This window comes from Vibrio sp. A11, assembly GCF_013048705.1.
In the GTDB taxonomy this organism is placed as follows: domain Bacteria; phylum Pseudomonadota; class Gammaproteobacteria; order Enterobacterales; family Vibrionaceae; genus Vibrio; species Vibrio metschnikovii.
On record NZ_VHSI01000010.1, the window covers coordinates 105,236 to 125,387 of the forward strand.

Annotated in this window: 21 protein-coding genes, 2 tRNA genes and 1 rRNA gene; 7 read left to right on the top strand and 17 right to left on the bottom strand. The window is 43.0% G+C overall.

All coding sequences use genetic code 11. From position 1 onward, the window contains the following. Window positions 1–125: 125 nt before the first annotated feature. The 3 genes from FKQ60_RS11970 to FKQ60_RS11980 are packed head-to-tail and all read left to right on the top strand — an operon-like array spanning window position 126 to window position 2,528. Window positions 126–566 carry an ATP-dependent zinc protease gene (locus tag FKQ60_RS11970; RefSeq protein WP_040904070.1) on the top strand — a complete coding sequence of 147 codons (441 nt, stop codon included), beginning with the start codon at window positions 126–128 and terminating at the stop codon, window positions 564–566. After that, window positions 566–1,471: a 30S ribosomal protein S6--L-glutamate ligase gene (gene rimK, locus FKQ60_RS11975; RefSeq protein ID WP_004394638.1), complete on the top strand. Its 906-nt coding sequence runs from the start codon at window positions 566–568 to the stop codon at window positions 1,469–1,471. Before FKQ60_RS11970 ends, rimK begins: the two co-directional genes overlap by 1 nt. After that, window positions 1,431–2,528 carry a succinylglutamate desuccinylase/aspartoacylase family protein gene (locus FKQ60_RS11980; RefSeq protein ID WP_004394636.1) on the top strand — a complete coding sequence of 366 codons (1,098 nt, stop codon included), beginning with the start codon at window positions 1,431–1,433 and terminating at the stop codon, window positions 2,526–2,528. The genes rimK and FKQ60_RS11980 overlap by 41 nt, the downstream gene beginning before the upstream one ends. Window positions 2,529–2,590: 62 nt before the next feature. On the opposite strand, the gene FKQ60_RS11985 is transcribed toward FKQ60_RS11980, so the two are convergent. From FKQ60_RS11985 to bolA, 12 genes are all read right to left on the bottom strand, one after another. Continuing rightward, complete coding sequence (locus FKQ60_RS11985) at window positions 2,591–3,946, bottom strand: sodium-dependent transporter (protein ID WP_040904067.1); 1,356 nt, start codon at window positions 3,944–3,946, stop codon at window positions 2,591–2,593. A gap of 71 nt (window positions 3,947–4,017) precedes the next feature. Beyond that, entirely contained in the window at window positions 4,018–4,761 is a 744-nt protein-coding gene (locus tag FKQ60_RS11990; protein WP_170906557.1) for a DUF2884 family protein, read from the bottom strand. Between the two features lie 117 nt (window positions 4,762–4,878). Continuing rightward, window positions 4,879–5,943: a DNA polymerase IV gene (dinB, locus tag FKQ60_RS11995; RefSeq protein ID WP_154170317.1), complete on the bottom strand. Its 1,065-nt coding sequence runs from the start codon at window positions 5,941–5,943 to the stop codon at window positions 4,879–4,881. A 271-nt stretch (window positions 5,944–6,214) separates the two neighbouring features. After that, window positions 6,215–6,448 (bottom strand): (Na+)-NQR maturation NqrM, encoded by a 234-nt coding sequence (gene nqrM / locus FKQ60_RS12000; protein ID WP_040904064.1) that lies wholly within the window; start codon window positions 6,446–6,448, stop codon window positions 6,215–6,217. Between the two features lie 17 nt (window positions 6,449–6,465). Beyond that, window positions 6,466–7,476 (bottom strand): FAD:protein FMN transferase, encoded by a 1,011-nt coding sequence (locus FKQ60_RS12005; protein WP_158138819.1) that lies wholly within the window; start codon window positions 7,474–7,476, stop codon window positions 6,466–6,468. Between the two features lie 257 nt (window positions 7,477–7,733). Next, window positions 7,734–8,960: an NADH:ubiquinone reductase (Na(+)-transporting) subunit F gene (gene nqrF, locus FKQ60_RS12010; protein WP_004394630.1), complete on the bottom strand. Its 1,227-nt coding sequence runs from the start codon at window positions 8,958–8,960 to the stop codon at window positions 7,734–7,736. A gap of 33 nt (window positions 8,961–8,993) precedes the next feature. After that, window positions 8,994–9,590 (bottom strand): NADH:ubiquinone reductase (Na(+)-transporting) subunit E, encoded by a 597-nt coding sequence (gene nqrE, locus FKQ60_RS12015; RefSeq protein ID WP_004394628.1) that lies wholly within the window; start codon window positions 9,588–9,590, stop codon window positions 8,994–8,996. A gap of 7 nt (window positions 9,591–9,597) precedes the next feature. Next, entirely contained in the window at window positions 9,598–10,230 is a 633-nt protein-coding gene (locus FKQ60_RS12020) for an NADH:ubiquinone reductase (Na(+)-transporting) subunit D (RefSeq protein ID WP_004394626.1), read from the bottom strand. Beyond that, on the bottom strand, window positions 10,230–11,003 hold the full coding sequence (locus FKQ60_RS12025; protein WP_004394624.1) for a Na(+)-translocating NADH-quinone reductase subunit C: 774 nt from the start codon (window positions 11,001–11,003) through the stop codon (window positions 10,230–10,232). The genes FKQ60_RS12020 and FKQ60_RS12025 overlap by 1 nt, the downstream gene beginning before the upstream one ends. Next, complete coding sequence (locus FKQ60_RS12030; RefSeq protein WP_004394623.1) at window positions 10,993–12,243, bottom strand: NADH:ubiquinone reductase (Na(+)-transporting) subunit B; 1,251 nt, start codon at window positions 12,241–12,243, stop codon at window positions 10,993–10,995. Before FKQ60_RS12030 ends, FKQ60_RS12025 begins: the two co-directional genes overlap by 11 nt. Before the next feature lie 5 nt (window positions 12,244–12,248). Then, window positions 12,249–13,589 carry a Na(+)-translocating NADH-quinone reductase subunit A gene (locus FKQ60_RS12035; RefSeq protein WP_083797772.1) on the bottom strand — a complete coding sequence of 447 codons (1,341 nt, stop codon included), beginning with the start codon at window positions 13,587–13,589 and terminating at the stop codon, window positions 12,249–12,251. Window positions 13,590–14,039: 450 nt separating this feature from the next. Beyond that, entirely contained in the window at window positions 14,040–14,360 is a 321-nt protein-coding gene (bolA, locus tag FKQ60_RS12040; RefSeq protein ID WP_004394620.1) for a transcriptional regulator BolA, read from the bottom strand. 147 nt (window positions 14,361–14,507) lie between these two features. Between bolA and FKQ60_RS12045 the strand changes: the two genes are divergently transcribed. Genes FKQ60_RS12045 through FKQ60_RS12060 form a run of 4 tightly spaced genes read left to right on the top strand, consistent with a single transcriptional unit; the run spans window position 14,508 to window position 18,246 of the window. After that, entirely contained in the window at window positions 14,508–15,641 is a 1,134-nt protein-coding gene (locus FKQ60_RS12045) for a methyltransferase (RefSeq protein ID WP_004394618.1), read from the top strand. 33 nt (window positions 15,642–15,674) lie between these two features. Beyond that, a complete protein-coding gene (locus FKQ60_RS12050; protein ID WP_004394616.1) occupies window positions 15,675–16,250 on the top strand; it encodes a YajG family lipoprotein in 576 nt (191 codons plus the stop codon). After that, the gene (locus FKQ60_RS12055) at window positions 16,243–16,794 is read left to right on the top strand and encodes a peptidylprolyl isomerase (RefSeq protein WP_004394614.1); all 552 of its coding nucleotides are present in this window, start codon (window positions 16,243–16,245) and stop codon (window positions 16,792–16,794) included. The genes FKQ60_RS12050 and FKQ60_RS12055 overlap by 8 nt, the downstream gene beginning before the upstream one ends. 51 nt (window positions 16,795–16,845) lie before the next feature. Further along, the gene (locus FKQ60_RS12060; protein WP_154170303.1) at window positions 16,846–18,246 is read left to right on the top strand and encodes an MFS transporter; all 1,401 of its coding nucleotides are present in this window, start codon (window positions 16,846–16,848) and stop codon (window positions 18,244–18,246) included. 90 nt (window positions 18,247–18,336) lie between these two features. Here the strand turns inward: FKQ60_RS12060 and nfsA are convergent, their stop codons facing one another. The 5 genes from nfsA to rrf all read right to left on the bottom strand — a co-directional run bounded on the left by nfsA (window position 18,337) and on the right by rrf (window position 20,147). Beyond that, a complete protein-coding gene (nfsA, locus tag FKQ60_RS12065; protein ID WP_170906558.1) occupies window positions 18,337–19,059 on the bottom strand; it encodes an oxygen-insensitive NADPH nitroreductase in 723 nt (240 codons plus the stop codon). A gap of 9 nt (window positions 19,060–19,068) precedes the next feature. After that, window positions 19,069–19,401 (bottom strand): DUF1904 domain-containing protein, encoded by a 333-nt coding sequence (locus FKQ60_RS12070; protein ID WP_154170301.1) that lies wholly within the window; start codon window positions 19,399–19,401, stop codon window positions 19,069–19,071. A gap of 342 nt (window positions 19,402–19,743) precedes the next feature. Beyond that, window positions 19,744–19,820 (bottom strand) — tRNA-Trp (locus FKQ60_RS12075). A gap of 49 nt (window positions 19,821–19,869) precedes the next feature. Further along, a tRNA-Asp gene (locus FKQ60_RS12080) sits at window positions 19,870–19,946 on the bottom strand. 85 nt (window positions 19,947–20,031) lie between these two features. Further along, window positions 20,032–20,147: ribosomal RNA gene (gene rrf / locus FKQ60_RS12085) — 5S ribosomal RNA — on the bottom strand. Window positions 20,148–20,152 lie beyond the last annotated feature (5 nt).

The window sequence follows — 20,152 nt, forward strand, 5'->3', positions numbered from 1 at the left end:
ACTCGATTCAAGCTGATGACTCGATGACTATCGTATCGAGATGCTGCTAATTTTCTTCCCTTATGGGCCATTCCTGAGCAGCATCAACTGTGCTCAAATACACAACCATATTCAAAAAAATGACCATGACAAAAAAAATGATTGTTGGATGGAGAGAAACACTTAGCCTTCCTGATTTAGGCATTGAAAAAATAAAAGCCAAAATCGATACTGGCGCAAGAACCTCTTGTTTACACGCTTTTAAAGTAGAAAGCTTTACCAAAGATGACGCGCTATGGGTGAGATTTTGGATTCATCCATTACAACATAATGTTGATAAAGTCACCGTCTGTGAAGCCGAAGTGATTGATGAACGTATCGTGCGTGATTCCGGTGGGCACGAGGAATCCCGCTATGTGATCAAATCCGATCTTTGTCTCGGTGGTCAACGCTGGCCGATCGAAATAACGCTAACCAATCGTGAGAATATGGCGTTTCGTATGTTACTCGGCAGAACCGCAATGCATCACAAACTGATTGTCGATCCTACACAATCTTTTTTAATCCCTTTCGAGGAAAATAAATAATGAAAATTGGTATTCTATCGCGTAACGCTTCTCTGTACTCCACGAAGCGCTTGATTGAAGCATGTAAACAGCGCGGTCATGAGGTAAAAGTCATTGATGCCTTACGCTGTTATATGAATATCAATTCAGACCAACCCGAGATCCATTTTAAAGGTGAAGAGCTCGGTGGTTTTGATGCAGTGATCCCAAGGATCGGTGCTTCAGTCACCTTCTACGGCACCGCAGTATTACGTCAGTTTGAAATGATGGGGGTTTATCCTGCCAATGAATCTGTTGCCATCAGCCGCTCACGTGACAAGTTACGTTCAATGCAGCTACTTTCTCGTAAAGGCATTGGTATGCCGATCACTGGCTTTGCCAGCAAGCCTGATGATGTCAAAGACTTGTTAGACATGGTCGGAGGGGCTCCTGTAGTAATTAAATTGCTTGAAGGTACCCAAGGTATCGGTGTCGTGTTAGCTGAAACCCGAAAAGCAGCCGAAAGTGTCATTGAAGCTTTTATGGGCCTGAAAGCCAACATTATGGTGCAAGAGTACATTAAAGAAGCGGGTGGCGCCGATATTCGATGCTTTGTTATTGGTGATAAAGTGATTGCCGCCATGAAGCGTCAAGGTGCTGAAGGTGAATTTCGCTCCAATTTACATCGTGGGGGAACCGCATCGTTAGTAAAAATTACCCCTCTAGAACGCAAAACAGCGATTGATGCTGCTAAGATTATGGGACTGAATGTTGCTGGTGTCGATTTACTTCGCTCAGAACGAGGCCCATTGGTTATGGAAGTCAATTCATCACCGGGCTTAGAAGGCATTGAAGCCGCAACAGGGAAAGACATTGCCAGCCTGATCATCGAGTTTATCGAGAAGAATGCGGCCAGTAGAAGGACAAAAACACGTGGTAAAGGCTAATCGAAATACGGATTATCAATTTTTGGGGGAATCCATTCCCCCAGCAAGTAAACGAGTCATTGAGCTCGAAGCTGCGAAACTGTACACCCACTCTCCTCTATCCATCCCCATAGAAATCATCCATGGCATATCGAAAGGTCCGGTCCTTATGGTCAATGCCGCGATTCATGGAGATGAACTTAATGGGGTCGAGATCGTTCGACAACTGATCAACTCGCTTGACCCAAAAAAGTTAAGAGGGACATTAATCACTGTCCCGATAGTCAATGTGTTTGGCTTTATTCATAAATCTCGCTACCTTCCTGATCGGCGAGATCTTAATCGCTGTTTTCCTGGCAGTGAAAAAGGCTCACTCGCCTCTCGAATGGCGCATAACTTCTTCTCTCAAGTCGCACTTAATTGTGATTACATCATTGATTTACATACAGGTGCCATACATCGAACTAATTTACCACAAATTCGCGCTGATCTGAGTAATCGTGAGACCTTACGTATCGCAGAAGCGTTTGCTACGCCAGTTATTTTAGATTCACCACTGCGTAATGGCTCGTTACGCAGCGAAGCCGAAAAAGCTGGTATTACCGTATTGACCTATGAAGCGGGTGAAGCATTACGCTTTGATCCTATCGCTATCCATGCTGGAATTGTCGGCGTAAAACGCGTCATGCAAGAAATCGGTATGCTGCGCCCAAGTCGTAAAAAACGCCCAACCTCAGTCATCGCCAAATCCACCAGTTGGCAGCGAGCAGAAGCCGACGGCATATTGCGAACCCTCGTTTCACTTGGCGATAAAGTCGAAAAAGGCCAAGTATTAGCCTACATTAATTCACCACTCGGTAATGTAGAAGTTGAAATAAGAGCTAGCAAAGGTGGGATTGTGATTGGTCAACAAACACTCCCATTAGTCAATGAAGGCGATGCGGTCTTTCATTTGGCTTATTTCAGTCAAAGTGACGAGATGGTTGAGCAAGTTGTCGGTGATTTTATTGAAGAAGTGACCGATAGTGATTTAGAACCATTAACGACTGGGCAAATCATGCCACCATCCCCAGTCTGATCCAATAATGCCCTTGTGGTTTATCAACAAGGGCATTTATCTATCTTGCGATTTATTATCAGCTAGGTAAAAGAAGCCCAAATTACGGTTGTCACCAAAAGCGGACAAACAAATTTGACATACCACGGCCAGATTTTCGCAAACCAGCTACCTGCGAACTCGGGATAACCGTGTTGCAACTCTTTGAACTTAGCATGACGACTCCATACCCAGCCGCCAAATAGGCAGAACATTAATGCCGCTGTCGGTTGTAAATATTGAGTTGCCGCCATCGCAACCAAGCCAAATAGACTCGCAAAGTTATACACTATCACGACGCTAAATAACGCAATCAAACCACCCAATACCCAACTGGTGCTTCCCCGTGGCGTATTAAAGCGCTCACTTACCAAAGCGACGGGACATTCCAACATCGAGATCGACGAGGTTAATGCGGCAATGGTTAATAATAAGAAAAACACCACCGCAAACAGTTGCCCAAGCAAACCGAGACTATCGAACATTAATGGCAAGACGGTAAACACTAAAGTATCCGAGCTCAGTAACGAACCATCTTGAGCATAAATTTGTACACCATTATGCATCGCCACAAACATTGCTGGCATCACCACTAAACCAGCAATAAACGCGACACTGGTATCAACCAAAGTAACGCTCATCGCCATCTTCGGTAAGTTCTCTTTTTTACTTAAGTAAGAGCCGTAAATCAACATCGAACAACCGCCGATCGTTAAAGAGAAAAAGCCTTGTCCCATCGCCGCTAAAATGAGTTTTCTATCCCACACTTTTTCAAAATCAGGTACTAAGTAGTGTTTTAAACCATCCATAGCCCCCTGCTGCATCATGATATAAACAAACAGCACGGCAAATAAAACGAATAACGCAGGCATCAAGCGTGTTGACCACTTCTCAATACCTTGTTTGACTCCGCTACGAACAATCAAAATGGTTAATAAGTAAAAAATCAATGTGCCTAATAGATTACGTTCGACGGAAAAACCTTTAAGCCACGAGCTAATATTGGTCAATCCCAACAGATCAGTAATCGCGGCGAACAGAAAACAGATGATCCAACCACCAACGATACTATAAAACGCCAACACCGCGCTGGGTACACTTAATCCTACCCAGCCAACGAAAGCACCAACCTTTTTACCTAAAGGATGATTGGTTAGTGAGCGCATACTATCGACTGGGTTAGCTTGACCTGATCGACCAATTGCCATCTCCACCACTAACATAGGAAAAGCGACGACAAAAATAAGCACTAAATAAACAAAAAGGAAAGCGCCACCACCATTGCTGGCCGCTTGAGTAGGAAATCCCCAAATATTCCCAAGCCCCACCGCTGCTCCTGCGGCTGCTAAAACAAAACCAAGTCGAGAACCAAAGGTTTCCCGTGAACTACCTTGTGTCATAACCACTCACACATCATCAAACTAGTAAGCTAGTACAATAATCGAAAATCAATCCATCGACAATCGTTATCTTATGATTCATTCAGTAATGAGAAGTTTTTTAATCTAGGGATAGATTGATGTAATACTTGCTCTTGTTGCTGCAATTGCGTTAGCGAGCTACACAGCGCAGTCACTTCACTGGTCAATTGTTGTGAGTAATCATTTAAACGTTGCGTGACATGGATTTTAAGATCATCCATTTGCCGAGTGAGTTCAGTCAGATTCATTCCTCCTTGGCGCTGCATTTTTTGCGCAATCACCATAAAAGCATCCGATAAAAATTGTTGACTGATTGCTTGCTGAGCTCGTTCAAATTCTTGCAGCCACTCTTTCTCGGTGACTGAAAATTTTTGCGCAGGAAACACCCATTGTTCTTGATGATGATAGCGAGCCTCTACCTCACTAAACAAGGCTTCGATCCGATGCTGCACATTATCAAAAGCTCCAGGAGCTTCAAGGCGAGCCGCCACATCTTCTAATAGGATACGGCTACGCTGTAAGTTCTTATTGGTTAATTGTTGAGTCTCAGCCAAAATCGAATCAATCTGTTGTCGATAATCTCTTAACACCGCTTGTTGTTGATTCGTTACTCTTATTGGCTGCCCCGAAATTAACAGTTCATTTTGTTGGGTGATCACCGCGTGTTGATCAGTGCGATGAATTTCGATCTGCTGCGCAGTCATACGCAGTTCATTGTGCAATTCAACAGGACAGGTGATTGCCCATAATGAAGGGCTAACCATAAGCCCACACAGTAACAATAATTTTTTCATATTTTCCTCAAACTTAGTCGCGTGCATCTTATCCTAACGAAATGTCGACCTAGTTAGTGAATTGTCATAATCTGGCATGAAACATTCAGATAACGTTTGATGTCACTGCGGCTGATATTAAAAAAAGCTTAATTGAACGAAAGGTTCTGGCGGTTTTAAGGTGACATTGAGTCCCAGTAAGCGTATTCCTCGCCCTTTTTGACGCTGAAGGACATCAGCTAATAGCGATTTAAAATCATTGCGCTCTAGCTGAGTTTGTCCATGCTCAATCGTCGTGAGTTGAAAATCAGCAAACTTAACCTTAATGCCTTGCTTGATGATTCCTCGTTGCGGGCAAGAACGGTTTAGTCGTCGCTCAAGCTCAGGAAACAGAGTTTGCTCAATGAGTTGCCAACATTGTTCGTAAGTTTGAATATTTTCACTCAAGGTACGCTCAACCCCGACAGACTTTCTTTCACGCTCAACAACTATCGGCCGCTCATCAATGCCATGACTTTTTTTCCACAGTGAAGCTCCCAAGCGCCCAAAGCTAACCAACAGTTGTCGATAGTCGCTATTTTTTATGTCTTCACAGACATAAAATCCAGCTTGATGCAGTTTCTCTAAACTCACCTTACCAACACCTGGGATTTTACCTAAAGGTAAACCATCAATAACGCCTTGTACTTGTTCAGGTGTTATTACGCACAGTCCATTTGGTTTATTGATATCAGAGGCAATTTTGGCGAGAAACTTAAGTGGTGCAACGCCGGCAGAGGCCGTCAACTGGAGTTCATTCCAGATATCACGTCGAATCGCTTCAGCAATTAATGTAGCGCTGCCATAATAAGTCTGAGCATCACTGACATCTAAAAACGCCTCATCTAATGACAGGGGCTCTATAATCGCAGTATAACGCTGAAAAATCTGTTGGATATGTTGCGAGATAGTTTTATAGACCGACATTCTACCCGGCACCACCAATAAGTGGGGGCATAGTTTGATCGCCTGAGCCGTTGGCATCGCAGAATGAATACCAAAACGTCGCGCTTCATAATTACATGTACTGATCACACCGCGCTGTTTCTCATTTCCTCCGACCGCTAATGGTCGATCTCGATAGGTAGGATTATCACGCATTTCTACGGCAGCGAAAAAACAGTCCATATCAATATGAATAATTTTACGAATCGATTCACCCATCACGCATCACGAACAAAACTGTATGTATGAACAGTATAGATATTTCGTTATGAAATGCATATAAAAAAACACCTCGCCCAGATGGCGAGGTGTTGATTACTTGATTGAGAAAAGCGTTAATGGCTTTCCCCTTCCTCCTTGAAGCGGCAGCGGTGTTGGTTGCGTTCGTACACCCCAATCATATAGTCTGCCTATGCTCATGACGATTTACTCACTTGCCGCCTACCTGCAACTCCAAGTTGTTTGGGTATATTCATCGCACATAAAAAGATTAAGCAATTCGGTCTTTTTCCCATGCTGCTAACCGTTCAGCACGAGCTGCGGCACGTGCTTCTCGTTTTTTACGAGCATCACAAGGTTCAGGGCAATTACAAACCTTTTCAATACCAACCGCACCAAGACCGCCACAACTGCCTTTCACGACTTTCTTTTGAAAAATATAGCCTACTGCCATTGCAGCAATCACTGCCATAAAGACAGCAAATGTTATAAAAAAAGTACTCATCGTAACTGACTCACTCTTTATTTTGACCGATTAAGATAAGGCTGAAATGCACTAGAAACCACCTCTCTAAAGCCATCATCTGTTTTAATAATCATAAATACGGGGATTTGATTTAACTCAGCCACCGCCATCGCCTTTTCTTCACCTAGCACCATAAGACCCGTTGAAAGACCATCAGCGGTCATGCTCGATTTATCCAGAACCGTGACTGAAACCACTTTATTATCGATTGGATAACCCGTTTGTGGATTAATAATGTGTGAATAACGCATACCATCGCGTTCAAAATAATTCCGATAATCACCAGAAGTGGCAATAGCCATATTACCGGGTTCAATTATCTCTTGAACTGAGCGCTCTTGTACAGACGGTTTTTCAATCGCAATTCGCCAAGGAATGCCTTGAGCATTAAGGCCCTTAAGGCGCATTTCTCCGCCAACTTCAACCATGTAATTCTCAATCCCTTGCGATTCGATAAAGTCGGCAACAACATCAACTCCCCAACCTTTGGCGATGGTTGACAAATCAACGTATAAATCAGGGATAGCTTTACTTAAAAAATGCCCAGAAATGGATAAATGTTCTATGCCTGTTTTGGCTTTTCGTGCGGCTAACTCTTGCTCACTAGGTACTGTATCTCGGCGCGCTTCGGGACCAAAGCCCCATAAATTAACCAAAGGCCCGACCGTCACATCTAATGCTCCCAAGGTGAGCGCATTCAGTCGAATTGCCTCTTTCACAACCGTTGCCGTTTGCTCTGAGACCTGAAAAGGCTCGCTACTTTGATGTTGATTAAAGCGACTGAGTTCAGAATCTTCACGGTACGTTGACATCTGGTCATTGACTTGCTCTAACAAACGATCGATCTCTGTTTGTAAATGAGATGAGTCAGGAATACCTGCTTGTTGAGTGTACTTTATATTGTAGGTCGTCCCCATCGTTGGCCCATTTAAATGGACCAATTCAACTGATTTTTCACATCCAGCCATAAAAATTAGCGATGCGAATGCAACAAGCCATTTCTTCACTTATTAATACCTCATTAGATCATGAACTCATAGGTGTGTTTTATCCCTTACCACTTTCAGCCATAGTAGTGACAACATTCGTTCATTCTCATCCGTTATCTTTACGTATCGAAATTCACTTACCTGTCGCCTAACGACAACTTAACGTCGTTTGAGTGTATGGCAATCAACAGACCTATTTTCTCACGTTATACTCTCGGCAGAAAAATAATGGCTGACTCATCTGAGCCAGCCATCGGTTTTGCGATAATTAGCGATTAACCGCCAAAATCATCCAGTAGAATATTCTCATCTTCTACACCGAGATCTTTCAACATGCCGATAACCGCAGCATTCATCATCGGTGGCCCACACATGTAGTATTCACAATCTTCTGGCGCATCGTGATCGCGCAGATAATTTTCATACAATACATTATGGATAAAGCCAGTATAGCCATCCCAGTTGTCTTCAGGCATCGGATCAGATAATGCACAATGCCAAACGAAATTCGGATTTTCTGCTGCCAGACCATCAAAATCTTCAACGTAGAACATTTCACGTTTAGAACGCGCACCGTACCAGAAAGACATCTTACGTTTTGATTTCAAACGCTTAAGCTGGTCAAAAATATGCGAACGCATTGGAGCCATGCCAGCACCACCACCGATAAACACCATTTCTGCATCAGTATCTTTAGCGAAGAACTCACCAAACGGACCAGAAATAGTACATTTATCACCAGCTTTCAGTGACCAAATATACGAGGACATTTGACCTGGTGGCACATCAGGATTATTTGGCGGCGGCGTTGCAATACGCACGTTAAGCATAATAATCCCAAACTCTTCAGGATAGTTAGCCATTGAGTAAGCGCGAATGATATCTTCATCAACCTTCGACTCGTAGCGGAACAAGTTAAACTTGTCCCAGTCACCACGATACTCTTCTGGAACATCAAAATCAGAGTATTTAATGTGATGTGCCGGTGCTTCAATCTGAATATAGCCACCAGCTCTGAATGGTACTGACTCACCATCCGGAATCTGTAGCTTGAGCTCTTTAATGAAGGTTGCTTTGTTATCATTAGAGATAACTTCACATTCCCAACGTTTCACCCCAAAAATCTCTTCTGGAAGCTCAATATCCATATCGGTTTTCACTGCGACCTGACAAGCAAGACGCTCGCCTTCTCGGGCTTCACCTTTACTGATATGATCAAGCTCGGTAGGCAGAATATCACCACCGCCCGATTTGATTTTTACTCGGCACTGTCCACAAGAACCACCGCCACCACAAGCTGAAGAAACAAAAATTCCTGAACCCGCTAAGGCACTGAGTAACTTGCCACCTGGCTGAGTTAAGATGGCCTTATCTGGCTCACCATTAATTGAGATGGTAATGTCACCTGAAGGTACCAGCTTGGACTTAGCGAATAAAATCACTAATACCAACGCTAGAACGATAATGGTAAACATCACGACACCAAGGATAATACTTAGCATTGACTATTCCTTTATTGTTGCGGCCTACCCGACTTACAGTTGAACACCAGAGAAAGACATAAAGCCTAACGCCATCAAACCTACCGTGATAAACGTGATACCTAAACCACGTAATCCTGGAGGAACGTCTGAATATTTCATTTTCTCGCGAATGCCCGCAAGCGCAACAATCGCCAACATCCAACCGACACCAGAACCAAAGCCATAAACAATCGACTCAGTGAAGTTGTAATCGCGTTGCACCATGAAAGACACACCACCAAAGATGGCACAGTTCACCGTAATTAAGGGTAAGAAAATGCCTAGCGCGTTGTATAGTGGCGGGAAGAATCGGTCCAACACCATTTCTAAAATCTGAACTAAGGCAGCAATTACCCCAATAAAGGTGATGAAATTCAAAAAGCTCAGGTCTACTCCGTCGACTAACGCGCTGTCTTTCAACACCAAGTTATAGAGTAAATTGTTCACCGGCACGGCAATGGTTAGAACCACAATAACCGCGACACCTAAGCCAAAAGAGGTTTTTACTTTCTTAGATACCGCCAAGAAAGTACACATCCCTAAGAAAAACGATAGCGCTAAGTTCTCGATAAAGATCGAACGAACAAGCAAACTAATATAATGTTCCATTGCAGTTTTACTCCTTCGCTTCGACTTGTGCTGGTTTCACCGTACGGATAGCCCAAATCAAGAAACCGATTAAGAAGAAGGCCGATGGCGCGAGCAGCATCATACCATTTGGCTGATACCATCCGCCGTTACTTACCAGTGGCAAGACTTCTAAACCAAACAGTTGACCAGAGCCAAGCAGTTCGCGGAAAAAAGCAACCGTGATCAGGACAAAACCATAACCTAGTCCATTGCCGATACCGTCAATCAATGAGGGTAAGGGCGCTGATTTCATCGCAAACGCTTCGGCGCGTCCCATAACGATACAGTTAGTAATGATCAAGCCAACGAATACCGATAGTTGTTTAGAAATATCGTATAAGAAAGCTTTTAAGAACTGGTCAACCACGATAACCAACGAAGCGATAATCGCCATTTGCACGATAATCCGCACACTATTAGGAATGTGATTACGAATAATAGAAACAAACAAGTTAGAAAATGCAGTTACAAAGATAACCGCAAGTGTCATAACAAAAGCAGTTTCTAGCTTAGTTGTTACCGCTAATGCAGAACACACACCAAGCACTTGTAGCGCAATTGGGTTATTGTCCAACACTGGCGCTAACAAGCTTTTTTTCATTTCTTTTGCGTTAGCCATTAGTTCAGGCCTCCGTCACGAACTTTTGCAAGGAATGGACCAAAGCCCATGTCACCCAACCAGAAGTCAAACGTATGTTGTACACCATTAGCCGTCAGTGTCGCTCCAGACAGTCCATCAACACCGTGAATAGATCCTTCAGGCGCACCACCTTTGTAGACGCGAAGCGCTGGACGATGATTTTCATCAAACAATTGCTTACCTACAAATTGTTGACGCCATCTTGGGTTTTCTACTTCACCACCAAGCCCAGGAGTTTCACCCTGCTCGTAGTAAGTAATGCCCGCAACAGTATTACCATCCATTTCTACAGCAACAAAAGCGTACATCATCGACCATAAGCCGTTACCGTGCATCGGTAAAATAACTTTGGAGTACCCTTCATCGCCTTTGACTAAATAGACAACACCAAGATTAGAGCGACGTAGGATTTTAGCTGGGTCTTGATCGGCTGGTAGACGAATAGACTCACTAGGATTACGCGACGCTGCTCGCTGGTCAAAGTTTGCCGCATCTCCCTCAACAAAATTACCGGTACTAAAATCGACCAAACGAGGCACGATATTGGAGCGGAACTGTGCTTGAATTTCTTGCGGATTACGAGCTTCTAAGCCCGCCACCGAGACAATATTACTTTGCATATCAAGCAAAGCATTATTGGTTTGGCGGTCTTTTAAAATGATCGCTGAAGCAGAAACCACAATCGAGCACACTAGGCTCAATGCGATAACAACCAACAGCGTTTTTTTAATGCTATCGTTATTACTTGCCATAGCGGGCTTCTCTCCGTTTGATATTTCTCTCTACAACCAAATTGTCGAACAGAGGTGCAAACAAGTTTGCAAACAGGATAGCCAACATCATCCCTTCAGGATACGCTGGGTTAACCACACGAATGAGGACACACATAGCACCAATTAAGATACCATATGCCCACTTACCGTTATTGGTAAACGCGGCGGAGACAGGATCAGTCGCCATGAAAATCATACCGAATGCAAATCCGCCCAACACTAAATGCCAATGCCAAGGCATACTAAATAGAGGGTTAGTATCAGAGCCGATCACATTAAATAAGGTTGCTAACGCCACCATACCAATCATAACGCCAGCAATAATACGCCATGAGGCGATACCCATATAGACGATAAATATACCGCCTAATATCAGCGCCAGTGTAGATACTTCACCAATCGAGCCTGGAATATTACCAATAAAGGCATCCATCCAAGTGATCGTCTCACCGGTTACCGTATGTACAAGACTGCCTGAACCACCTTGCGCCCACTGGCTAAGTGCAGTTGCACCTGAGTAACCATCAGCAGCCGTCCATACTGTATCCCCTGAAATTTGTGCTGGATAAGCAAAAAACAGGAAAGCACGACCAGCCAACGCAGGGTTTAGGAAGTTACGTCCAGTACCACCGAAAATTTCTTTCGCAACCACAACACCAAAGGTAATACCTAATGCCGCTTGCCAAAGTGGTAACGTGGGTGGAACAATCAGAGCAAACAGAATTGAAGTAACAAAGAACCCCTCATTAACTTCATGTTTGCGTACCATACAGAACAATACTTCCCAGAAACCACCAACAATAAAGACGGTTGCATAAATTGGTAGGAAGTAAGTTGCCCCGAGCAACATTTTGGAGCCCCAGCCTGCCTCAGCAGAAATGGTACCACCCAGCATTTCGGTCAACCAGTAGTGCCAGTTGCCTGCGATTGCTGCTGCTAAATCCAGCTGACCAGATGCAGACATGTGCAATAAAGCAGAAATGGCTTGGCCGCCTGCGTTGTACATTCCCCAGAAAGTAGCAGGGAATACCGCAAACCAAACCATGATCATGATGCGTTTTAAATCAACGCTATCACGCACGTGTGAGCTTTTTTTCGTCACTAGGCCCGGTGTATAAAACAACGTTGCAGCAGCTTCATACAAAGCAAACCACTTCTCATGTTTTCCACCTGGCTCAAAATGAGGCTCGATGTCTTCAAGAAACTTTTTAAGGCCCATGAAAATTACCCTTCCTTCTCAATCTTGTCGAGGCACTCGCGCAGCAAGGCGCCATATTCATACTTGCCTGGACATACAAAGGTGCACAGCGCGAGATCTTCTTCGTCTAACTCAAGAGCCCCTAAACGCTGAGCGTTATCGGTATCACCCGCACACAAATCGCGCAGTAGCAATGTTGGTTCCATATCGAGCGGCATGACTTTTTCATAGTTGCCAATAGGAACCATTGCTCTATCACTACCATTGGTGGTAGTAGTCATATTAAACAACTGACCTTTAAAGAAATGACCTAAGAATGCTCGTGTCACAGAGAAGCGGTTTTTACCCGGCATCGCCCAACCAAACAGTTCTTTTTCTCGGCCTTCACGCAATACGGAGACTTGCTTATGATAACGACCAAGGTAAGCATGGGGACCAGAAGCCTTTGTACCAGACAATACGGAGCCTGATATTACTCGTACATCGCCTTGCATTAATTCACTATGAGTTAGCTCATCCAAACTTGCGCCCATTACGGTACGTAGCAAACGTGGATTATTCACCACTGGACCCGCCAATGAAATCACTCGTTCATTGTACAGTTCACCGGTTAAAAACAGCTTACCAATAGCAATTACGTCTTGATAATCGATGTTCCATGCCACATTTTGCGCATTAACAGGATACAAGAAATGCATGTGCGTCCCGACTAAGCCAGCTGGATGTGGGCCATCAAAAACATGCTCATGCACATTCTGTTGAGCTGAACGAGGCAAGCTTACGTTCGATTTACAAACATAGACTTTATCTTCAGTGAGTACTGAAAGCACGTCTAGACCTGCAGTGAACGCCTCTGGCTGCTCATTAATGATGACACTTGGCTCTGCGGCTAATGGATTGGTATCCATGGCCGTAACGAAGATCGCTTTAGTGTGAGAATTAATGGCTGGTACCTTGCTGAACGGACGAGTTCGTAGGGCTGTCCACAATCCAGAGTCGACAAGTTGAGAGGTCACCGCTGCGCGGTCTAAACTCGCTAACTGGCTCGCGTCAAATTTATTGAAGGTGATTTGCTCATCGCCCATCTTTTCAATCACAACGGACTGAAGGACTCGCTTAGCACCACGATTAACTTCAACAACTTTGCCACAAACAGGAGAAGTAAAAACGACACCTGGGTTCTTCTTATCTTCAAAAAGAACTTGTGCTTTTTTCACTTCATCACCCACGCGAACATGCATCGTTGGACGCATACTCACGTACTCTTCGCCAAGCAAGGCGACTTTGGTGATGGCTTTGCCATCATGAATCACCTGGGAAGGAGCTCCAGCAATGGGAAGGTCCAAACCCTTTTTTATTGTAATCATACGCACTTGCACTACTTTTTTATTGGGAAAAAGATTCTTTCATTGCGTAAAATCGAGAACGAGACAGGCTAATTGACTTACATGCCAGTCAACACGATCTAACGCTCTCTAGACACGACATTGATAGTGTCCGTTTTTGGCTATTGTCAATGCCAAAACCGCAACATCCTTCTTAAAATCCGATTACCAGTCTGTAATGAGATTTGTCAGGTGCAATAGTTTAGCATCTTTTAGGAACTGGATGCCATGACCAATCCCCGCTTCATTCGCTTTATTTATCAAGAAATAGCCAGCAAGGAATGATAAATAATCATAAATATGACCTATCGCACAGTTAACCTTAGTCAGTTAACTTACGAGCAGAATTATTTGATTATTGGTAGGGAAAATGCACCACCATGGTCTGCTTAACAATACAATACGCAAAGGCTGATAACGGCGATCACTCACTTATTTAAGTTCATTTTTAGAACCACCCATACACATAGGGCTATCAGGAGCCTCACCTTGCAATTGGTTCCATTCTTGAGGCGTGTAAGTATGAATAGCCAATGCATGGATAGAGTGAGCAAGCTCATCTTTTAACACTTGATTAACTTGTCGATGACGAGTAATTAAGCGCTGTTCGACAAAAGTGTCGCTAACAATAATGACTTTAAAGTGGCTTTCTGAACCGGCAGGGACATTATGCATATAGCTTTCATTCAGCACTTGTAAATGCTCTGGTTGAAAAGCCTGCTGTAATTTCATTTCGATGGTTTCTTGAAGCATGATGAGTCCTCAACGACACAATGTCTCATTTATATGATGCTGCGATTCTACTCTTGCTTAATGAGAAGGAAAAGGTTTTGGTTTCTTGTTCCCTCTCCATTTGAGACAATGTTGTTGCCTTTCTTTAATCGATAGTTAACGAACAAGATGAAAACAGAATTAACCTTGGATAACCGAACTTTAACGCTTCATCGATTTCCCATTCGCAGTAATGAAACATTACAAGCTTGGGATGCGGGTGATGAGTATTTGATCTCTCATCTTAAGACGCTCAATCTACAACCTAATCGGCATATTCTTGTTCTGAATGATCATTTCGGTGCACTCAGCTGCTATTTATCTTTCGAACATCAAATCACTATGTTGAGTGATTCATTTATTGCCCAACAAGCTACGATAGCGAATTTACAAGCCAATGGTTGTCCCGCTATTCATCTCGATAATACGATGGCATCGCTCCCGGATAACATCGACCTTGTATTGATGCAAATTCCCCGTAATAACCGCCATTTAATTTGGCAATTGAGCCAATTAAGAGCCTCTTTACCCGCTGATTGCCCTGTGATAGCCGTCAATAAAGCAAAAGAAATTCATACCTCAACATTACAACTTTTTGAACAATATTTAGGTCAAACACAGACTTCTTTGGCGTGGAAAAAACATCGTCTCGTCTTTTCTCAGCCCGATGTTCAGCCCATTCCCTCGATTGAAGAAAGTATTTGCTGGAGCATTGATGATAAAACGATTGAATTAACTAATCTGCCTAATGTCTACTCTGCTGAACGTTTGGATCAAGGTGCGCGTTTACTCTTAGATTATTTACCTCAAGATGACACCTTAGAGAGTATTATTGATTTAGGATGCGGCAATGGCGTTTTATCGGTCAAACTCGGGCAACTGAACCCGCAAGCCAAAATAATCTCTGTTGATGAAAGCTTTATGGCGGTGGAGTCAGCGAAACGAAATCTTGAGAAAAATTTATCATCACAGCATCGTTTTGAATGTTTGACGAATAATTGTTTAGATGGCTTTCCCGATCACAGCACAATGTTTATCGTTTGCAATCCACCGTTCCATCAGCAACAAGCCATCACTGATCATATTGCATGGCAGATGTTTTGTGATGCTAAGCGTGTTCTTTCTAAACAGGGTAAGTTGTTAGTGATTGGTAATCGTCACCTCGGTTACGATATCAAGTTAAAACGACTATTTGGTAATACGCAGGTGAAAACTATCGCTAGTAACGCAAAATTTGTTATCTTACAGGCTATTAAGTCATAAGTATTACCGTTCACTACAGCAAAGGATTTGATCATGAAGAAATTGGTTATCGCCGCCTCAATTGCACTCTTAACCGCTTGTGCCGCACCAAAGCAAGAGCAAATTAACTTTATGCCTCAAGCAGTATTAAGCAGTAGCAATATTGTTAACAATATCAGCTTTACCTTAGTCAGCAAAGATGTTCGTTCTGCGCAGTATGTGGCATTAGTCGACAGCGGACGTAATCATATTGAGCCTGTGCATACGAAACAAAATGTACGTATTACCTTAGAAAATGCTTTAGCTGAACAGTTTGCTTCGCAAGGTTTCCGTTTAACGGTGAATAGTGAAAACAATCTGGCGTTAGAAATTCAAGAGGCGTTAGTTACTGTCAAACACTCAATTACCTCGCATGAAATGAACGCCAGTGTCACTCTGGAGTTAACCGCCGAGACGCCTAAAGGTAAGCTAGTAAAAAGTTATAATGGTACCGCTAAACGCAGCGCCGCTTTAAGTGCGTCAAATCAAGACATTGAAAGAGTATTCAATGATGTCGTTAATTTAGTACTAAAAGAAATTGCTAACGATAGCGAGTTACAAAGCTATATGAAGGATCGTTTCAATGGTTAAAAAAATAGCCGCCGCCATCCTAACGATGTTCAGCATTACTGTATGGGCACAACCACAGGTTAAATTTGAGACCTCTATCGGTGATTTCATCGTCGAGCTCGATTCACAATTAGCACCAATTACCAGTGAAAATTTTTTACACTATGTGCAAGATGGTAGTTATATCGGCAGTCAATTCCATCGAGTAATCCCAGGGTTCATGGCTCAAGGTGGAGGCTTTGACGCCAAATTGGAACCATTAAAAACCAACCCTCCGATTGTCAATGAAGCTCGTAATGGACTACGCAATGATACGGCAACAATTGCCATGGCAAGAACTGCTAACCCAAATTCTGCCACACGACAATTTTTTATTAACCTTGCTGATAATCAATTTTTAAATCCTACCCAACGTCAAGAAGGCTATGCCGTTTTTGGTAAAGTGATCAGTGGCTTTGAAACTATCCAAATGATGGCCAAGCAACCAACTCGAACGATAGGTCATCTGAATGATGTCCCTATTACCCCAATCGTCATTACTAATGTGACAGTCATTATTGATTAATCTCTTCCCCCTAACTTTTAAGTTAGGGGGAACTCTGTAAGGATAAGGCTCATGCCGAGCGGAACTCAATATCTTACTTGGTCACAAACCATTAAAAGTTATCTTGATCGTCGCCTTTTATGGGTATTTCTACTTGGTTGCTCAAGTGGTTTCCCTTGGGTATTGATCGGTTCAAATATGTCTGGATGGCTTAAAGATGCGGGCTTATCTCTAGCCGCTATCGGATACTTTGGTAGCGTATTTTCCGTCTATGCCATTAATTTTCTTTGGGCACCTTTAGTCGATCGAGTAAAAATCCCCTTCTTATATAAAAGACTAGGACAAAGACGAAGCTGGATATTGTTTTGCCAACTTCTGGTTTTTATTTTTACGTTGCTGATCGCAGGGGTTAATCCGGCGACCAATCTTATTTTAACATCAATGTTTGCTCTGGCGATCGCTACCGCATCAGCGACACAAGATATTGCCATTGATGCTTTTCGCATTGACACCTTTCCTAAATCAGAACAATCAAAGTTGCCTCAAGCTTCAGCAATGGCGGTGATTGGATGGTGGACTGGATATTCTCTACCCGGATACTTTGCTTTTATTAATGCCGATAGTGTGGGTTGGAACCAAGTCTATTACGGAATGGCGGCAATCGTATTATTGTTAATGCTGTTCACCTTATTTGTCGGCGAACCAACGTCTCATCGAGATCGATTACAACAACAAGCTGAGTTACGACACGGTGAAGTCATTCAATCTAAAGCCGCGACATGGCTCACCGTGACATTATTTGAACCCTTCATTGATTTTTTCCGCCAAAATGGAACTCGAGTGGCGATCACTCTATTACTGTTTGTCTTTCTGTTCAAAATTGGAGAAGCATTTCTGGGCAGGATGTCGATTGCTTTTTATAAAGATATCGGATTCACCAATGAACAAATCGGATACTACTCTAAGTTGATTGGTTGGGGATTAACTATGCTATTTACGTTTGTCGGTAGCATGTTCAACGTAAGATTTGGCATTATTAAAGGATTAATGATCGGCGGAATAGCGATGTCGGCAAGTAATCTTATGTTCTCTTGGATTGCTGAAGTCGGCCCGAATGAACATCTTCTGCTCGCTACAATTGTTGTTGATAACTTTACTACCGCTTTTTCTACTGTAGCTTTCGTTTCTTTCTTAACGGTAATGACAGGGCAAGCTTTTTCCGCTACTCAATATGCTTTACTAGCATCACTAGGCAACTTTGGCCGTACAACGCTTGCTTCATTTAGCGGTCAAGTTGCTGATTATCTTGATAATTGGTCACTATTTTTCGTATTAACTGCAGTTATGGTCGTACCCAGTCTACTCATGCTGTACTCATTACGTCATTATTTTAACAACATGCTCAACACGGCAAGAAAGCATCAATTATCAGAACTTGATTCACTCGATCGCTCAGAGAAACAAAGCAAGTGATAAAATTGGCTCCCTTAGAATATAAGCTTCTAGAGGGAGCAATTAGCGATGTGTTTTACAATAGCGCAGTAATGAGTGACATTGTGGCGATCACTTTTTAGCCAACCCCTTGCAATGAAAATAGTCCTGCATATAAGGCCTCGATTCCTGAGCTAATTTATTACAAGTTTGCTCAGACCAACCTTGCTGCTTACTATTGCTTGAACGAGTTTGATAGTAATCAAGCATAATTTGATCGTACTGTTTAACACGCCCAACCTCTAAAGGCTGATAAGCATTTTCATGTACGATCACTTCTGGACTTAATCTTGGCTTTAATTGCGGGTGTTGATCCGGATGACCTAAACACAAGCCAAAAAGCACTGCACAATAAGTGGGTAATTCTAATAATTGATCAACCTCATAAGGCGAATTTCTTAATCCCCCGATGTAAACACCACCTAATTGCAACGATTCTGCTGCTAGCAAACAATTTTGTGCCATAATGCCCGCGTCAATAGCCCCGATCAGGGTCAGCTCCATAAATTCTGGATGCACGTTATTATCAAGCGTGTAATGACGTTGATAATCAATACAAAATACTAAAAATTCGGCGGCGCTAGCGACATAAGGTTGGTTACCCGCAAGTTCAGCCAATTTAAGGCGCTTCTCTTGCTCAGTAATGCGTATAATGGATACCGCTTGCAATAAACTCGAAGAAGAGGCAGCGATACCCGATGCAATAATGGCATCCAACTGTATTTTACTGATTGGTTGATCTTTAAAAGCACGGATAGAACGATGTGAGGTAATGGTATCAATAACTTGATTCATGAACGTCTCTTAATAATGCTGAGCATTATCATAATAGTGATTCGGTTTTAATGCGGTAAATATCACTGCAACGTCAACTTGACTACTCAAGACTTGACGCACTTGATCGGTAATTACCGATGCGACTTGGTCTTGAACATTTTGTCCTCTATCAAACCAGAGCACTTCAACGAAAGGATAAGCCTGACTGACAGCCCCATCAAAGAAGAAAGTACTGTAGATATATTCAAAGGTGAAGTCCTCGCGAGGAGCATTGATTAGAGGCTGTAACTCGTTAATTAATGTCGCTGACAAAGCTTGGACTGTTTGCGGTTCTAATGCTCGAAATCGAATATGTGGCATACTTTACTCCTTTTGTTGTCATTTATCATAACAGCTTATAAATTGAACTTCGATAGACTACCAATCATTTACCACTGTTAAATAAAAAGAAAGGATATGGATTACTTTCGACTTTCATGTATCCGCCTTTGTCATCAAATAAGTAAATAACCGAAAATAAAAGAGCCTTAACAGCAATGTTAAGGCTTACCATTTGCTATTAGTGAAGTGGATAGATTGGAACGCCCAGCCGTGCATCTTTTGGCGATTAGCGGGATCCGCTGCTTTGGAAGCTACCGAAATTAAAAATATTGTACCTAGATCAAAAAAGGTCTTAGTCAAACGACTAAGACCTTTTGTATCTGGCAGGGGTGGAGAGATTCGAACTCCCAACACGCGGATTTGGAATCCGCTGCTCTACCAATTGGAGCTACACCCCTAAATAATCTTACAACTAAAGCCTTGCTGTTTAGCAAAGCTCTTTATCAGTGGCGGAGCGGACGGGACTCGAACCCGCGACCCCCGGCGTGACAGGCCGGTATTCTAACCAACTGAACTACCGCTCCACATTATCTTGTTACTCGATAAAGTCTGATTGATGCTTTATTGAGTTTCTGCCTTCAGACCTTAGGTCTAAACACAAGTATTAAAGCCTGGCGATGTTCTACTCTCACATGGGGAGACCCCACACTACCATCGACGCTGTTTCGTTTCACTTCTGAGTTCGGCATGGGATCAGGTGGGTCCAAAACGCTATGGTCGCCAAGCAAAT

Excerpts from the sequence above, each read along its gene's own strand:
- FKQ60_RS11990 (WP_170906557.1), bottom strand. The coding sequence starts at position 4,761 with ATGAAAAAATTATTGTTACTGTGTGGGCTTATGGTTAGCCCTTCATTA.
- FKQ60_RS12045 (WP_004394618.1), top strand. The coding sequence starts at position 14,508 with ATGAAAACAGAATTAACCTTGGATAACCGAACTTTAACGCTTCATCGA.
- FKQ60_RS12060 (WP_154170303.1), top strand. The coding sequence starts at position 16,846 with ATGCCGAGCGGAACTCAATATCTTACTTGGTCACAAACCATTAAAAGT.
- FKQ60_RS12035 (WP_083797772.1), bottom strand. The coding sequence starts at position 13,589 with ATGATTACAATAAAAAAGGGTTTGGACCTTCCCATTGCTGGAGCTCCT.
- FKQ60_RS12020 (WP_004394626.1), bottom strand. The coding sequence starts at position 10,230 with ATGGCTAACGCAAAAGAAATGAAAAAAAGCTTGTTAGCGCCAGTGTTG.
- rimK (WP_004394638.1), top strand. The coding sequence starts at position 566 with ATGAAAATTGGTATTCTATCGCGTAACGCTTCTCTGTACTCCACGAAG.
- dinB (WP_154170317.1), bottom strand. The coding sequence starts at position 5,943 with ATGGGTGAATCGATTCGTAAAATTATTCATATTGATATGGACTGTTTT.
- FKQ60_RS11980 (WP_004394636.1), top strand. The coding sequence starts at position 1,431 with ATGCGGCCAGTAGAAGGACAAAAACACGTGGTAAAGGCTAATCGAAAT.
- FKQ60_RS12030 (WP_004394623.1), bottom strand. The coding sequence starts at position 12,243 with ATGGGCCTTAAAAAGTTTCTTGAAGACATCGAGCCTCATTTTGAGCCA.
- nqrM (WP_040904064.1), bottom strand. The coding sequence starts at position 6,448 with ATGAGTACTTTTTTTATAACATTTGCTGTCTTTATGGCAGTGATTGCT.
- FKQ60_RS12050 (WP_004394616.1), top strand. The coding sequence starts at position 15,675 with ATGAAGAAATTGGTTATCGCCGCCTCAATTGCACTCTTAACCGCTTGT.
- FKQ60_RS11970 (WP_040904070.1), top strand. The coding sequence starts at position 126 with ATGACAAAAAAAATGATTGTTGGATGGAGAGAAACACTTAGCCTTCCT.
- FKQ60_RS12025 (WP_004394624.1), bottom strand. The coding sequence starts at position 11,003 with ATGGCAAGTAATAACGATAGCATTAAAAAAACGCTGTTGGTTGTTATC.
- nfsA (WP_170906558.1), bottom strand. The coding sequence starts at position 19,059 with ATGAATCAAGTTATTGATACCATTACCTCACATCGTTCTATCCGTGCT.
- FKQ60_RS12055 (WP_004394614.1), top strand. The coding sequence starts at position 16,243 with ATGGTTAAAAAAATAGCCGCCGCCATCCTAACGATGTTCAGCATTACT.
- FKQ60_RS12070 (WP_154170301.1), bottom strand. The coding sequence starts at position 19,401 with ATGCCACATATTCGATTTCGAGCATTAGAACCGCAAACAGTCCAAGCT.
- bolA (WP_004394620.1), bottom strand. The coding sequence starts at position 14,360 with ATGCTTCAAGAAACCATCGAAATGAAATTACAGCAGGCTTTTCAACCA.
- nqrE (WP_004394628.1), bottom strand. The coding sequence starts at position 9,590 with ATGGAACATTATATTAGTTTGCTTGTTCGTTCGATCTTTATCGAGAAC.
- FKQ60_RS11985 (WP_040904067.1), bottom strand. The coding sequence starts at position 3,946 with ATGACACAAGGTAGTTCACGGGAAACCTTTGGTTCTCGACTTGGTTTT.
- nqrF (WP_004394630.1), bottom strand. The coding sequence starts at position 8,960 with ATGCTAAGTATTATCCTTGGTGTCGTGATGTTTACCATTATCGTTCTA.